12 protein-coding genes are annotated in these 15147 nt (G+C 72.9%); 7 read left to right on the forward strand and 5 right to left on the reverse strand.

Annotation, left to right across the window (positions count from 1 at the left end):
* Positions 1–26: 26 nt before the first annotated feature.
* The 5 genes from LTL01_RS06675 to LTL01_RS06695 all read right to left on the reverse strand — a co-directional run bounded on the left by LTL01_RS06675 (position 27) and on the right by LTL01_RS06695 (position 9825).
* Complete coding sequence (locus LTL01_RS06675) at positions 27–1196, reverse strand: ABC transporter ATP-binding protein (protein WP_053546425.1); 1170 nt, start codon at positions 1194–1196, stop codon at positions 27–29.
* Positions 1197–1451: 255 nt separating this feature from the next.
* On the reverse strand, positions 1452–2273 hold the full coding sequence (locus LTL01_RS06680) for a DNA-formamidopyrimidine glycosylase family protein (protein ID WP_236967919.1): 822 nt from the start codon (positions 2271–2273) through the stop codon (positions 1452–1454).
* Complete coding sequence (locus LTL01_RS06685; protein ID WP_236967920.1) at positions 2266–7038, reverse strand: ATP-dependent helicase; 4773 nt, start codon at positions 7036–7038, stop codon at positions 2266–2268. The genes LTL01_RS06680 and LTL01_RS06685 overlap by 8 nt, the downstream gene beginning before the upstream one ends.
* 174 nt (positions 7039–7212) lie before the next feature.
* On the reverse strand, positions 7213–8904 hold the full coding sequence (locus LTL01_RS06690; protein WP_236967921.1) for an ABC-F family ATP-binding cassette domain-containing protein: 1692 nt from the start codon (positions 8902–8904) through the stop codon (positions 7213–7215).
* Positions 8905–9168: 264 nt separating this feature from the next.
* A complete protein-coding gene (locus tag LTL01_RS06695; protein ID WP_053546422.1) occupies positions 9169–9825 on the reverse strand; it encodes an alpha/beta hydrolase in 657 nt (218 codons plus the stop codon).
* Between the two features lie 84 nt (positions 9826–9909).
* Between LTL01_RS06695 and LTL01_RS06700 the strand changes: the two genes are divergently transcribed.
* The 7 genes from LTL01_RS06700 (at position 9910) to LTL01_RS06730 (ending at position 15138) form a co-directional block, all read left to right on the forward strand.
* The gene (locus LTL01_RS06700; RefSeq protein ID WP_236967922.1) at positions 9910–10524 is read left to right on the forward strand and encodes an NUDIX hydrolase family protein; all 615 of its coding nucleotides are present in this window, start codon (positions 9910–9912) and stop codon (positions 10522–10524) included.
* A gap of 69 nt (positions 10525–10593) precedes the next feature.
* Positions 10594–11427 carry an AlbA family DNA-binding domain-containing protein gene (locus LTL01_RS06705; RefSeq protein WP_053546420.1) on the forward strand — a complete coding sequence of 278 codons (834 nt, stop codon included), beginning with the start codon at positions 10594–10596 and terminating at the stop codon, positions 11425–11427.
* Between the two features lie 51 nt (positions 11428–11478).
* A complete protein-coding gene (locus tag LTL01_RS06710; protein WP_236967923.1) occupies positions 11479–12666 on the forward strand; it encodes a LolA family protein in 1188 nt (395 codons plus the stop codon).
* Between the two features lie 80 nt (positions 12667–12746).
* A complete protein-coding gene (locus LTL01_RS06715) occupies positions 12747–13688 on the forward strand; it encodes an ABC transporter ATP-binding protein (protein WP_236968188.1) in 942 nt (313 codons plus the stop codon).
* The gene (locus LTL01_RS06720) at positions 13675–14520 is read left to right on the forward strand and encodes an ABC transporter permease (RefSeq protein ID WP_236967924.1); all 846 of its coding nucleotides are present in this window, start codon (positions 13675–13677) and stop codon (positions 14518–14520) included. Before LTL01_RS06715 ends, LTL01_RS06720 begins: the two co-directional genes overlap by 14 nt.
* 28 nt (positions 14521–14548) lie before the next feature.
* Positions 14549–14797, forward strand: coding sequence for a hypothetical protein (locus LTL01_RS06725; RefSeq protein WP_053546417.1), 249 nt, complete (start codon positions 14549–14551; stop codon positions 14795–14797).
* On the forward strand, positions 14794–15138 hold the full coding sequence (locus tag LTL01_RS06730; protein ID WP_053546416.1) for a type II toxin-antitoxin system PemK/MazF family toxin: 345 nt from the start codon (positions 14794–14796) through the stop codon (positions 15136–15138). Before LTL01_RS06725 ends, LTL01_RS06730 begins: the two co-directional genes overlap by 4 nt.
* The last annotated feature ends 9 nt before the right edge of the window (positions 15139–15147 follow it).

Raw genomic sequence — 15147 nt, forward strand, 5'->3', positions numbered from 1 at the left:
GCGGTGGGTTCGGGTCTTCTCGGATGTCAGAGCGAGGTCGGGGGTGCGACGTAGCCGCCCTGCACGGCGGAGTCGTCGGCGGGGAACAGGAGGACGTGGTGCGGGGCCCACGTGCAGACGACGGGGTCGCCCACGCGGAGGGACGGTGCCTCCGGGGTCGGGCGGCGGACGAGCATGCTCTGGTCGCCGCCCAGCTCGACGAGGTACTGCATCGTGTCGCCGAGGTGCGAGACCCCGATGAGCGAGCCCCGGGCGACATTGGTGTCCGCGACGGGGGTGCCGGCATCCTTCTCGATCCGGATGTATTCCGGACGGACGGCCGCTTCGCCCTGCGCGACGCCCGCGAGCGTCGCATCGGGGGACTGCACGGTGGCGTGCGGGCTCGAGATGGCGGCACCTCCGGCGGCGACCGGCCCACGGAAGAAGTTCTGCTGACCGACGAACGCCGCGACGTAGGCGGATGCCGGCCGGGCGTAGACGGTGTCGGCGTCGGCGAGCTGCTCGATGCGGCCGGCGCGCATGATCGCGATGCGGTCGCTCATCGACAGCGCCTCGCCCTGGTCGTGCGTGACGAAGACGAACGTGATCCCGAGGCGCGCCTGGAGGAGCTTCAGCTCCAGCTGCATCTCCTCGCGCAGCTGGCGGTCGAGGGCGCCGAGCGGCTCGTCGAGGAGCAGGACGGCGGGACGGTTCACCAGGGCGCGCGCGAGCGCGACGCGCTGCTGCTGTCCGCCGGAGAGCTGCGTCGGCTTCCGGTCGGCGAAGCGGCGCATCTGGACCAGGTCCAGAGACTGTGACACGCGTTCGCGGATCTCATCCTTCGGCGTACGGCGCTGCTGCAGTCCGTAGGCGACGTTCTCCGCCACGCTCAGGTGGGGGAAGAGCGCGTATGCCTGGAACACGGTGTTCACGTCGCGGCGGTACGGCGGGGTGTTCAGCACCGACGTCCCGGAGATCAGGATGTCGCCCTCGTCCGGGTGCTCGAAACCGGCGATCATCCGCAGCGTCGTGGTCTTGCCGCAGCCGGACGGACCGAGGAGCGAAATGAACTCGCCAGGCTGGATCGCCAGGGACAGATCGTCGACGGCGACCTGGTCGCCGTAGCGCTTTGTGATCCCGTCCAGCCATACGCGACCGCGTTCGTCGTCTGTCGGACGTGTGGGCGGAGCGTGGTCCGCGTCGGTCGCCGTCGTCACCTGGGGGACTCCTCCTGCTGACGGTCCGCGCGCCGGTGCGCGGACGGGTGGGTGTGTGGGGTATTCAATAGGGCGCGCCGTCATGGTCGCAATGGAGGGGTCCGCGAACCGGACGAAACGCGGTGCCCGAATGCCCTGTCTGACAGATCGTCCGGGGTTATGTAACGGTCAGGAAACCGCGGCGTTTCGGCATGCGCATCGCCGGAGTCGGGCGTGTGTCGTGAGGGGCCTGACAGATCGTCGGCCCCGTCGGGGTCAGGAAATGGGGACGGCCGCCGTGACGTCGGGCGCCGGCTGGCACCGCGGGCACCAGAAGACGATCCGCTCGCGGGTGGGGTCGGCGCCGAGGGTGCCGCCCTCGATCAGTGTGCCGCAACGGCGGCAGGGACGTCCCTCGCGCCGGTACACCCAGGTGGATCGGCCGGGACGGGAGTCTCCGGTGAAGGTGCGCCCCGAGCGGTCGCGATTCGCGCGGATCATGCGCGTGCCGAGGTCGATGGCGGCGGCCACGTCGACCTGCGAGCTGGGGGTGAAGGGATGGACGCCGCGGACGAAGAGGATCTCGTTGGCGTACTCGTTGCCGAAGCCCGCGACGGAGCGTTGATCGAGCAGCGCCACATGGATCTCGCGCGGATCAGCCGACACCCGGCGGGTCGCCTCGACCGGATCCCAGTCGGCGGCGAGGGGATCGGGGCCGAGATGCCCGACGAGCGAATCCTCCTCGCGCGTCGGGACGACGGCGATGTCGGCGAGGTCGAACCCGACCGTCTCCCACTCCTGACCGTCCGGAGCGCGTCCGCCGATCACGGCCCGGGCCTTGAAGCCCGCCGCCCGCCACCGCTCCCCGCGACGGTAGACGTGCCACTCACCCTCCATCTTGAGGTGCGAGTGGACGGTGGTCTCCCCGATCCGATGCAGCAGGTGCTTCCCCCGCGGCACCACCCCGTGCACGCGCTGGCCGGTCAGGTCGACCGTGGCGACCTGCGGCACGCGCAACTCGAAGCGGGTCACCTCCGCGCCCGCCAGCGCGGCATCCAGCCGGTGAGCCGCGCGGAAGACGGTGTCCCCCTCAGGCACGCGCGCGATCCTCGGGCGGCGCGTCGGCCGTGGAGCGCGCGCGCCTCTCCGACTCGCCGGGAGTGAGGCGCCGTAGCGTCAGACCGCGGGGAGACTCCACGAATCCGGCGTCGCGCAGCGCCCGGCCCCATTCCGACCCGTGGATGAAGACGCCGTTGACCTGCTCGATCGTCAGGGTGTCCAGGCGTCGGGCGCGCGCCGTCGTGGCGAGGTCGGCGGCCGCGGCGGAGAGGAGGGCGGGGTCGTCGGCGAAGGCCAGGGCGGTCTTGCCGCCGCGCTCCAGATAGAGCACGAGGGCGCCGTCGACGAGGACCACCAGCGCGCCCGCCTTCCGGCCCGGCCGGTGGGAGATGCCCTCCAACGCCGGCCACGACAGGGCCGCGCCGTACGGGTTCGCGGGGTCGGTCGCGGCGAGGGTGACCGCGCGCCGCGGGGGCGGGTCGGCGAGGCCGGCGAACTGGCGCAGACGGTCGACGGTCGTCGACGCGGCGAACTGGGCGGCGCCGAGCTTCTCGACCACGTATCCGCGGCGGCAGTGGCCCGCCTCCTCGAATCCGGCGAGCACGCGATACACCTGCGCGAAGCCGCCGGGAACGCCCTCGGCCTGCACGGAGCCCCGGGTCACGACGCCGTAGCGGTCGAGCAGCAGGCTCGCCGTGGCGGTCGCGCGCACCGCGGCATCCGTCTCGGGCTCGGGAAGCCGCGACCAGCGCCCGCCCGACGGTGGGGTGCGGGCCGGCGTCGGCGTGCGCGTCGCCCCGACCGACGCGCCGCGGTACATGCGGGCGCGCGGCGCGCGACGGGCGACCCGGTGCGCCTGACCGCCGCCGGAGACGAGCGCGCGGACGGGGGCGAACGTGTCGTTCGTCACGAGCCCGGCCCACGCGAGACGCCACAGCGCCTCGACGACCTGCATCTCGTTGTCCGCTCCCGCGAGGGTGCGCAGCTGCGCGGCGAAGTAGGCGCCGCCGCCGTCGAGAGCCGCCAGGAGTCGCGCGTCGAGCGAGTCCGGCGCCGGGGCATCGGCATCCGGGTCCCGTGTGACCGTGATCGGGGCGGCATCGGCGGGGTGCAGCGCGATCCAGCCGTCGCGGCCCGCGAGGCTGCCGTGACCGGACCACACGACCTCGCCCGTCGCGGTGAGCTCGTCGAGCATGCCGGGGGTGTAATCCTTCACCCGCGCGGGGAGCACGAGCGACTCCCACGCGCTCGCCGGGATCGGCACGCCGGCGAGCTGCTCGACGACCGCGAGGACGCCGTCGACGCCCTCGAGCGGGCGCGCGACGTGCTGCCAGACGGGGAGGAACCGCCCGAACGCCTGCTGCGAGACCGGCTCGACACTGCCGCGGATCGCCGCGAGCGAGCGCATCCGCAGGCGCCGCAGGACCTCCGCGTCGCACCACTCGACCTCGTCGGCGTTCGCGGCGCGGCCGGCGCCCGCGGTGCGCGCGGCATCGGGGAGGAAGTAGCCGCTCGAGACGCGACCGGCCGACTCGAGACGCTGCAGCGTCAGACGCGCGACGGCGACCCCGATCCCGAGGCGCTCGGCGACATCCTGCGCGGTGAAGGGCGCGTGCGTGCGGGCGTGCCGGGCGACCAGGTCGCCGAGCGGATCGGGGAACGGCTCCAGGAACACGTTCGGGATGCCGACGGGGAGGGCGACGCCGATCGCGTCGCGGAGGCGCCCGGCATCCTCGATCACCGCGACCCGGGACGCGCCGGCGATGCCGACGGGGATCGCGCGGCGGGCGGTGATCAGCTCGTCGAGGAGCGTCTGGGCCTCGGCCTCGGTGGCCAGGTCGGCGCCCTCGGCGGGCTCGAGCCGGACGGCGACCTCGGCGGCATCCATCGGTCCGAGGATGCGCAGGAGATCCGCGACGCCCTCGAGTCCGCGGGCGCGGCGGTCGGGAGCCAGGCGCTGCGCCTCGCGCTCGAACTGCGCGATGACCTCCGGATCGAGCAGCTCCCGCATCTCGATCGTCCCGAGGAGCTCGCCGAGGAGCGCCGGGTCGACCGACAGGGCGGCGGCGCGACGCTCGGCCAGCGGCGAGTCGCCCTCGTACATGAACGCGCCGACATATCCGAAGAGCAGGTCGCGGGCGAACGGCGAGGGCTGCGGCGGCTCGGTCTCGACGAGCCGGATGCGGCGCTCGCCGATGCTGCGGGCGAGACGCAGGAGCGACGGGACGTCGTACACGTCCTGCAGGACCTCGCGCAGGGTCTCGAGGATGATCGGGAACGTCGGATGCCGGCGCGCGACCTCGAGCAGCTGCGCCGAGCGCTGGCGCTGCTGCCAGAGCGGGGTGCGCTTGCCGGGATTCCGTCGCGGCATCAGAAGGGCTCGCGCGGCGCACTCGCGGAAGCGGGCCGCGAAGAGGGCGGAGCCGCCGACCTCGGCCGTGACGATCTGCTCCAGCTCATCGGGGTCGAAGACGAAGAGTTCGGCGCCGGGAGGTTCGGCCTCGGCATCCGGGATCCGGGCGATGATGCCGTCGTCGCTCGCGACCGCGGACCCTTCGACGCCGAGGCGTTCGCGGATCCGGGCGTTGACGGCCAGAGCCCACGGAGCGTGCACCTGCATGCCGTACGGGGAATGCAGGATCACGCGCCAGTCGCCGACCTCGTCGCGGCCGCGCTCGACCGTGAGCTGACGATCGGTGGGCAACGTGCCCGTGGCCTCGCGCTGCTCGTCGAGATAGGCGAGGAGATTCGCGCGGGCGTAGTCGTCGAGACCGGCCTCGATGAGGCGCTCGTGCGCCTTCTCGGGACCCGCGGCAGACACCTCGCGCGAGAACTTCCCGAGAGCCTCGCCGAGCTCGGCGGGGCGGCCGATGCCGTCGCCGTGCCAGAACGGGACCTTGCCGGGCTGCCCGAAGGCGGGGAGGACGTTGACGCGATCGTGGGTGATCTCCACGATCCGCCAGCTGGTCGTGCCGAGCGTGAACACGTCGTTGACGCGCGATTCGTAGACCATCTCCTCATCGAGCTCGCCGACGCGGGCGTTCTGCGACTCGCCCGCGATGAAGACGCCGAACAGCCCCCGGTCGGGGATCGTTCCGCCGCTCGTGACCGCGAGGCGCTGCGCGCCCGGACGCGCGGTGAGGGTGCCGTGATCGCGGTCCCAGACGAGGCGCGGGCGGAGCTCGGCGAACTCGTCCGAGGGGAACCGGCCGGCGAGCAGATCGAGGGTCGCCTCGTAGGCCGAGCGGGGGAGGGCGCGGAACGGGGCGCTGCGCTTGAGCGTCTCGAACCACGTCTCCACCTCCAGCGGAGCCAGCGCGCACGCGGCCACGGTCTGCTGGGCGAGGATGTCGAGCGGATTCTGCGGAACGGCGATCGCCTCGATCTTCCCCGCCAGCATCCGCTCGGTCACGATCGCGGTGTGCAGCACGTCGCTGCGGTGCTTCGGGAAGAGGGCGGCGCGGCTCACCTCGCCCACCTGGTGGCCGGCGCGGCCGATGCGCTGGAGTCCGGATGCCGCGCTCGGCGGCGCCTCGACCTGGATGACCAGGTCGACCGCGCCCATGTCGATGCCGAGTTCGAGGCTCGAGGTGGCGACCACGCAACGGAGCACGCCGGACTTCAGCTCGTCCTCGACGATCGCCCGCTGCTCCTTCGACACCGAGCCGTGATGCGCCTTGGCGAGGACGGGGTCAGCCCCCGCGGTGGCGCCGGCCTGCGCCATCATCTGCGCCGGGACGGTCGGATCGGGCAGGTCGAGACCCAGGCGCTCGGCGTAGATCTCGTTCAGGCGCCCGGTGAGGCGCTCGGCGAGACGGCGGGAGTTGCAGAAGACGATCGTCGACCGCTGCTGGAGGATCCGGTCGACGATCGCCTCCTCCACGTGCGGCCAGACGGAGCCTGTGATCTCGGTCGTCGGCGAGGCCGTGGAGCCGTCGCCGAACCAGTCCTCGTCGATGGGTGCGGCATCCGTATCGGCGGTCTTCGCGGTCGGGGGCGGGTCCGAGCCGGGGGCAGGAGGCGGGTTCAGCATGTCGTCGACGGGGACGATGACCTTCATGTCGAACGCCTTCGACGCAGGAGGGGCGACGATCTCGACCGGCGCAGCGCCACCGAGGAAGCGCGCGACCTCGTCGATCGGACGCACCGTCGCCGACAGGCCGATCCGTTGCGCGGGGGCGTCGAGCAGGGCGTCGAGGCGCTCGAGACTCACGGCGAGATGCGCGCCGCGCTTGGTGGCGGCTACCGCGTGGACCTCGTCGACGATGACCGTGTGAACCCCGCGCAGGGTCTCGCCCGCGGCGCTGGTGAGCATGAGGTACAGCGACTCGGGGGTGGTGATGAGGATGTCGGGCGGATCCTGCACGAGCGACCGCCGCTCGGAGGCTGGGGTGTCGCCCGAGCGCACCCCTACCCGCACCGGGGGGACCGCGATGCCGTGGCGCCGCGCGGACTGCTCGATGCCGACGAGCGGGGAGCGGAGGTTGCGCTCGACGTCGACGCCGAGGGCCTTCAGCGGCGAGATGTAGAGGACGCGGGTGGCGGGGGTGTCGTCTGGCCGTGGGCGCTTCTTCCGGCCGGTGGCTTCTTCGGGCGCCGGGATGGGCTTCTCGCGGAACACCCGGTCGATCGCCCAGAGGAACGCCGAGAGGGTCTTCCCCGAGCCCGTCGGGGCGACCACCAGCGCGTGGCGTCCGGCCGAGATCGCCTCCCACGCCCCCGCCTGCGCGGTGGTCGGCGCCGCGAAGGCGCCACGGAACCAGTCCCGGGTCGCGGGACCGAACCGCTCGAGCACGTCGCTCATCCCCCCATCTTCGCCCTCCCCGCCGACATCCGGGCGGGGTTGCGCGGCCCGCCCCGGGCCCAACTCCTCCGATCCGGCTGGTCTGGCCCGGTTTCGGGGCCCGGGGGGCGGGGTCGGCACGGCTTTGAGGAGTTAGGCCCGCCCCGGCGGCGTGACCCGGCCGGGCCGGGCGGGTCACCGCTCGCGCAGCGACCCGTCCGGACCGAGAGCAAGGGTGAGGTCGGGCGCCAGCCGGGCGAGGAACTCCTCGTCGTGGCTCACGACGAGGAGCGCTCCGCGGTACGCGGCGAGCGCGTCGACGAGCTGGTCGAGGGTGTCGAGGTCGAGGTTGTTCGTCGGCTCGTCGAGCACCAGCAGCTGCGGCGGCGGATCGGCCAGGAGGAGCCGGGCGAGGGCGACGCGGAAGCGCTCGCCGCCCGACAGCGCCGCGACCGGGCGCTCGACCATCGCGCCACGGAGCAGGAACCGGGCCAGCCTGTTGCGCATCTCGACGTCGCCGATCCCGGGCGCGGCGGCGCCGACGTTCGCAATCACCGACGCCGCCTCGTCCAGCCCGTCGAGGCGCTGCGGGAGGTATCCGATCCGGTCGGTGTGCGCGACACCCTGGGCCGAACTCCTTCGATCCGACCCGCTCAGCGCGGTTTCGGGGCCTCCGGGCGGGATTTGGTGCGTTTCTGAGGAGTTCGGCGCGGCGGCCGAGGCGACCAACCCCTCGAGCAACGTCGTCTTCCCGACGCCGTTGGGCCCCACGAGCGCGACGCGCTCGGGCCCCTGCACCACCCACTCGCGATCGCCGTCGCCGAGGGTGGCGATGCGTCGGCCGGCCGGCACCGCGGGATCCGGCAGGTCGATGCGCACCGACGCGTCGTCGCGCACGCGCCGCTCGGCGGAGGCGAGCACCTCGCGCGCGGCGTCCTCCCGCGCTGATGTCTCCACGCGGAGCTTCCCCGCCGACACCTGCGCCGCGCGCATCTTCCCGCCGGCGACGATCGGGGGCACGCGCGCGTTCCGCTGCGCCTTCTTCCCCATCGCGAGGCGACGCGCGAGGGTCGTCTCGGCCTGGATCCGGTCGCGCTTCTCCCGTCGCACCGCTTGGGCCGCCGTGCGCTCGGCCTGCCGGGCGGCATCCTGTTCGGCGTCCAACCACTCCCGCCACGCCGAGTAGGGCCCGCCGAACACCGAGAGCGTCCCGTCGTGAAGCTCGGCGGTGTCGTCCATGAGATCGAGCAGCGCCGTGTCGTGGCTGACGACGATCAGCGTCCCCCGCCACGCGCGCACCATGCCGTACAGCCGCTCCCGCGCCGCCCCGTCGAGGTTGTTCGTCGGCTCGTCGAGCAGCGTGATGCCCGTGCGACGGAGACGGATGCCGGTGACCGCCGCCACGATCGCCTCACCTCCGGAGAGGGAACCCACGGTGCGATCGAGCATGGCGGGCGACAGGCCCGCCTCGGCCAGCGCCACCCCGGCGCGGGCCTCGATGTCCCAGTCGTCGCCCACGGCGTCGAAGTGGCGCGGATCGACGTCGCCGGATTCGATCGCCCGCAACGCACGGAGTGCTGGCCCGACGCCGAGGAGATCGGCGACCGGCCGGTCGACGTCGAGCGTCAGGCGCTGCGGAAGGAACGCGGCATCCGCGGTCCGGTGGACGACGCCGTCGTCGGGGAGGAGGTCTCCGGCGATGAGGCGCAGGAGCGTCGTCTTGCCGGCGCCGTTGCGGCCGACGAGGCCGGTGCGCGCGGCGCCGAACGCCCCCGAGACGGCGTCGACGGCTCGCGATCCGTCTGGCCACGAGAAGCCCACGCGGTCCAGAACGACGGCGGGTGCGCCCGCGGAAGCGGGGGAAGGAACAGAGGAAGCAGATGACATGAGGTCTCCGGTGTCGTCGTGCGCTGACACCGGAGCGCGCCCGAACACCGGAGATTCCGGAGGGAAGCGAGGTCGACGGCTCAGCGCGGAAGAAGGGCGCGGCACGTCGGGGTTCGACGGGGCAGCGCGATTACAGCGCGGATGCGTCGATCAGCTTCACCGGTTCGTCCTCACGATCGGGAACAAGGTCACCCACGGTACCAGCCGCACCGTGCCACGACCAGGCCTCGGCCGCGTACCAGCCCGCCGGACCCGGCCCGCTCCTCACTCCGCGTCGTCGGCGAGCCGCTTGGTCAAGAACACGTGGACGTCGGCCAGCTCGTCCGCCGAAACGCTGTGGGTGAGGCCGGGGTAGACCCGCCCGCTGAGGTCGCTGTGCTCCGGCAGCCACGCGGTGGTGTGCGCGACGAGCGCATCGGGGATGACGTCGTCATGCGTCCCCCGACCCCAGAAGATCGGCGGTCGCTCGTCGCGCAGCACCTCGTCACCGGGAAGGATGCCGGGGGTGACGTAACCGGCGAGGTTGACCCCGAACGCGAAGCGCCCGGGCGCCAGGCGCATCGCCTGCATCGCCACTGCCGCACCCTGCGAGAACCCGAGCAGCCCCACCCGCGAATGCCCGAAACCCTGCGCGTCGATCCACGCCAGGACGGCGCGAGCGGCCGCGGTGACGGCGGCGGGGTCACGGCTCTCCAGCCCCTCGATCGGGTACCACGAGTACCCGGGCGCCGGCCACGGCGGCGCGAGGGGCGCGCGCAGTGCTGCGACGGTGAAAGCCTCCGGCAGATGCGGGACGAGCCCGAACAGATCCGCCTCGTCCGACCCGTAGCCGTGCAGCAGAACCAGCAGCGGGCGATCCGTGCGGTCTGCGGCATCCGTCGACCAGCGCACGGCGTTCTCATCAAGGACCGGGTCGGACATACCGTCCAGTGTCCCACCCGCCGCCGACATCGCCCCGCCGCCGGCCGCCCCGAACCCCCGCCGCCCGTGGGGTATACAGGACTCATGCCGGTCCGTACGCCTGATCCCGACCCCGACGAGCGCGGCGAGGGTGCCGCGAACGATCCCCTCCGCTTCGGTTCGGGGCCGTCGTCCGGGTCCACCAACCCCGGATGGCTGAGCGACGTCGAACTCGCCGAGGCCCGGCGACGGATGCCGATGCTCTACGTCGAGGCGGTGCCGGTGCGCACCGACGGCGTGGGTGCCGTGACGCAGGTGGGCATCCTCCTGCGCGCGACGCCGGTGGGCGAGATGACCCGCACGATCGTGTCGGGGCGGGTCCGCTACGGCGAGACGGTGCGCGACGCGCTCTTCCGGCACCTCGAGAACGACCTGGGCCCGATGGCCTTCCCCCTGCTTCCGTTGCAGCCGGTGCCCTTCACCGTCGCGGAGTACTTCCCCATCCCGGGCCTGAGCGCCTTCCACGACGATCGCCAGCACGCCGTGTCGCTGCCCTTCGTCGTCCCGGTCACGGGCACGTGCGAGCCGCGTCAGGATGCGCTCGAAGTGACGTGGCTCTCGCCCGAGGAGGCGGCATCCGACGCGCTCGCCGCCGAGATGGAGGGCGGCCGCGGCACCCTGATCCGTCTCGCGCTCGCGAGCGTCGGCGCCCTCCGCTGACCCGTACCTGACCCGCACCCGCACCGCCTTCGCCCACCCCCCACCCCTGCCCTCGATCACGGACTCCGGATGCCGCACAGCCCGCTCCTCGTCGAATTCGCCGTCGCCCTGCCCGTCGTCCTCCTCGTCGCGTATGTCGTCGCGCGGGTGATCCGACGCCTGTTCGGGCGCCGCATCGCGCTGGAACTTCGCACGATGACGATCGTGTCGTTCCTCGGCGTCAGCGTCGGCCTGCTGCTGTCGGGGATCTTCTTCTACGGCCTGCGCCTGTGGATGCCGACGACGATCCTGCTCGCGTTCGGGTGCAGCGTCGGCCTGTCGGCCCTGGTCGCGGGCATCGCGGCGTGGATCCGCCGGGGACGCGTCGACGTCGATGTGCCGGCCGTCCTCGCGGCGGGCGAGAGCGACCGGGTGGAGTTCAAGGAGACCGCGCGGTGGAACATCCGCGAGAACCGCAAGGATCCGCGCATGGAGATGGCGATCGCCAAGACCGTCGCGGCGTTCCTCAACAGTGCGGGCGGCGTCCTCGTCATCGGTGCGTCCGACGAGGGGCGCGCCGTCGGCCTCGACCGCGACCTCGCGACGCTCCGCACCCCCGACCACGACCGCTTCGAGCTCTGGCTGCGCGACCTGCTCTCCACGCTTCTCGGACGCAACGCCGCCGCCCTCCCGCGCCTGCAGTTCACCGTCGTCGAGGGCGCCACGGTGTGCGCGGTGATCTGCCCGCCCTCGCCGAAGCCGGTCTTCCTCACGGTGGCGAAGGACGGCGGCTCCACCGACCTCTGGGTGCGTGTGGGCAACTCCACCCGCTCGCTCGGCGTGGACGAGGCCGTCGACTACGTCGCGCGGCACTGGCGGCCCTCCGTCCTCGGGGCCCTCACCGGCACCGGCCCCACCCGCTGAGTCTTCGCTGTGACCCCGGTCGGCGCGCCCAGACCGGCGTAGCCTGACAGCATGTCCTCCGGTCGTCCTCTGCCCTCCCGTCGGGCACTCACCTGGACCGCCGCGGTCGCCGTGCCCGCCGCGGCCGGTGCCGCCGTCCTCGTTCCGCTGGCCGCGAGCGGCAGCGTCGATCTCCCCGACCTCACGCCCGAGCAGCTCCTCGCCCTTGCCGCCGACAGCGATGTCGACCAGTTCTCCGGCACCCTCGAGCAGACCTCCGCGCTCGGACTCCCCGACCTCGGCGCCGTCACCGACGCGCTCGGCGGCGGGTCGAGCGGCGGGTCGAGCGGAGACCCGGGAACGGATGCCGACTCCCGCGCCGCCGACGTCGCCGACCTCCTGGAGCTCGTGACCGGCACGCACACCGCGAAGGTGTACCTCGACGGAGATCGCGCTCGCCTGCAGGTGCTCGACGAGCTCGCCGAGCGCAACGTCTACGTCGACGGCGCAGCCGGGGAGGCGTGGTTCGTCGACAGCGAGTCGCAGACCGCCACCCGCTTCGTCGCCCCGGAGGGGTCCGGCGAGAAGCCCGAGGACGCGCCGCAGGCCGAGCTTCCCACCCCGCAGGAGATGATCGACCGGGCACTCGCCGACCTCGACGAGTCCACCGAGGTGTCCGTCGGGACCGACGGTCGGGTCGCCGGGCGAGACGCGTACGAGCTCGTCCTCACCCCGCGCACCGACGACACGCTCGTCGGCGAGGTCCGCTTCGCCGTCGACGGTGAGACGGGCGCAGCGCTCGCGGCATCCGTCACCGCACGCGGAGCGAGCGAGCCGGCGTTCGAGATCACCTTCACCGACGTCGATTTCGCCGCTCCGGATGCCGCCGCGCTGACCTTCGCGCCCGGCGCCGGGATCACGGTGGAGGAGAAGGAACTCCCCGCGTGGACGGATGCCGATGCCCGCGACCACGCCGACAAGCCGGCGCCTCCGGCCTCCGCGCAGCCGCGGGTGAGCGGAGAGGGGTGGGCGACGATCGTCGAGATCCCGGCGCCCGCCGGGGAGCGCGACCCGATCGCGGGGCTCGCCCCTGACCAGGCGGCGCTGCTCGACGCGGTGACCACCGCGGTCGACGGCGGTCGGGTCCTCGAGACGGCGCTCGTGACGGTGCTGCTCACCGACGACGGTCGCGTCTTCGCCGGCGCCGTGCCGGCGGATGCGCTCGTGGCCGCCGCGGCCGCGGACGCACCCGGCCGGTGACCGCAGACGGCGCGGTGCCTGCCGGCGCCCCCGCTCGTGACGCCGCGAATCCGCACGACGCTGACGCGGACGCCGGCGACCTGGCGATCGCCACACGGGGTCTCACCAAGCGCTTCGGCGCGCAGACCGCCGTCTCCGACCTCGATCTTCGGGTTCCACGCGGGGCGGTGTTCGGCTTCCTCGGGCCGAACGGTTCAGGGAAGACCACGACGATCCGGATGCTGCTAGGCCTGATCCGACCCAGCGCGGGGGACGCCCGGGTCCTCGGCACCGCCGTGCCCGCGGGACTCGACCGTGTGCTCCCGCGCGTCGGCGCCCTCGTCGAAGGGCCCGCGTTCGCGCCCTTCCTCACCGGGGCGCAGAACCTCGCCCGTCTCGACGCCGCCGACCGTCGGAGCGACCCCGCGACCCGCGGTGACCGCGTCGCCACGGCGCTCGAGCGGGTCGGGCTCGCTCACGCGGCGCGGAAGAAGGCGCACGCGTACTCGCTCGGCATGAAGCAGCGCCTGGGGCTCGCCGGCGCCCTGCTCGCCCCGCGGGAGCTCCTCGTCCTCGACGAGCCCACCAACGGCCTCGACCCCCAGGGCACGCGCGAGGTGCGCGCCCTCGTCCGCGCGCTCGCGGCGGAGGGTGCGACGGTGTTCGTCTCCAGCCACCTTCTCGCCGAGGTGGAGCAGCTGTGCTCGCACGTCGGCGTGATGAGCGGCGGGCGCCTGGTCGCGCAGGGGACGCTGGACGACTTCCGTCGCACCGGCGCGCAGCCGCGCGTCCACGTCCACACCCCCGACACCGCTCTCGCCCGATCCGCCCTCGCTTCGCTCGCGATGTCGCCGGATGCCGAGGCCGCGGCATCCGATCGCGATGTTGTGGTCGCCGCCCTGCCGAAGGACCGGGCGCCCGAAGAGATCGTCGCGGCGCTCGTGTCGGCCGGTGTGCGGGTGCGCGGGTTCGAGGTTGTCGGGTCGAGCCTCGAACAGCGCTTCGTGGAGCTCACCGGGGAGGGATTCGATGTCGTCGCGTGAGATCGCCGTCCGTCCCGGAGGGACGCTCCGCCTGTTCGCGAACGAGCTGGCCACCCAGTTCCGTCGCGGACGGACCCTCGCGATGCTCGGTGCGCTCGCGCTCATCCCGATCCTCCTCGGCGTCGCGATCCGGATCGCCGGCAGCTCGTCCCCGGGCCGGGGGCCGGCGTTCCTCGACCAGATCACCGGCAACGGCCTCTTCGTCGCGCTCGCCGCGCTGACGGTCGCGATCCCGCTGTTCCTGCCGCTCACGGTCAGCGTCGCCGCGGGCGACGCGATCGCGGGGGAGGCGGCATCCGGAACCCTCCGCTACCTCCTCCTCGTGCCGTCCGGACGCGCGCGGCTCCTGGCGGTCAAGTACGCGTGGGCGGTGGTGTTCTGCCTGACGGCGGCGGTGCTCGTGGTCGTCGTCGGCACGATCGTCGGGTGGATCCTCTTCCCTGTGGGCCCCGTCACCCTCCTCACCGGCACGGAGGTCTCGGTGGTCGAGGGGGTCGGCCGCGTGCTTCTCATCGCCGGATACGCGGCGCTGTCGCTGTGCGGTCTCGCCGCGATCGGGCTGTTCTTCTCGACCCTCACCTCGGTGCCGATCGGCGCGATGGCCGCGACCGCGATCCTCGCTGTCGCCGCACAGATCGTGGGCGCCATCCCGCAGCTCGAGGCGCAGCATCCGTGGCTGTTCACCGACCGATGGCTCGACTTCGGCGACCTCCTGCGCGCGCCGATCGTGTGGGACGGCTTCGCCCAGAACGCCCTGCTCCAGGGCGCCTACATCGTGGTGTTCGTGGGAGCGGCGCTCTGGCGCTTCGCCCGCAAGGACATCCTGACCTGACCCGCGGGGGGTGAGTCATACTGTCGGTATGACCACGACCATCAAGGTCAGCGATGAACTTCGCGACCGGCTGAAGGAGCAGGCATCGCGCGACGGCGTGACCCTCGGCGCACACCTCGCTCGTCTGGCGGATGCCGAGGACCGGCGGCGTCGACTCCGCGACCTGGGGGAGGCCATCGCTGCGTCTGCGCCGGAAGTGCTCGCCGCACACGCCGCGGAGACTGCTCACTGGGAGCGGACCGAATTGATCGACGGTGCTGATGAACGGCGCGCGTGACCGCCTCTGAGCTCGCTCCGGGCACGATCTCGTGGGCGCAGCTCGAACCGGTTCAGGGGCGCGAGCAGGGCGGTCACCGACCGATCCTGGTGATCTCCTCGGCGGGATACCTCGAGGCCGTCACGACGCTCGTGGTCGTCCTGCCCATCACCACGACCGACCGCGGATGGCCCAATCATGTTCGGGTGGCGGGGCCGAGTGGTCTCGATCGACCGTCATGGGTGATGACGGAACAACCGCGGACGCTCGCTCGGTCGCGGATCACCGGGATCGCGGGCGTCGTATCCGATGCGTGCCTCGCGAGTGTCCGAGTGTGGCTCGGGGACTTCCTGGATCTGTGAAACGCGGCG

Source organism: Microbacterium aurantiacum, from assembly GCF_021654035.1.
GTDB lineage: Bacteria > Actinomycetota > Actinomycetes > Actinomycetales > Microbacteriaceae > Microbacterium > Microbacterium aurantiacum.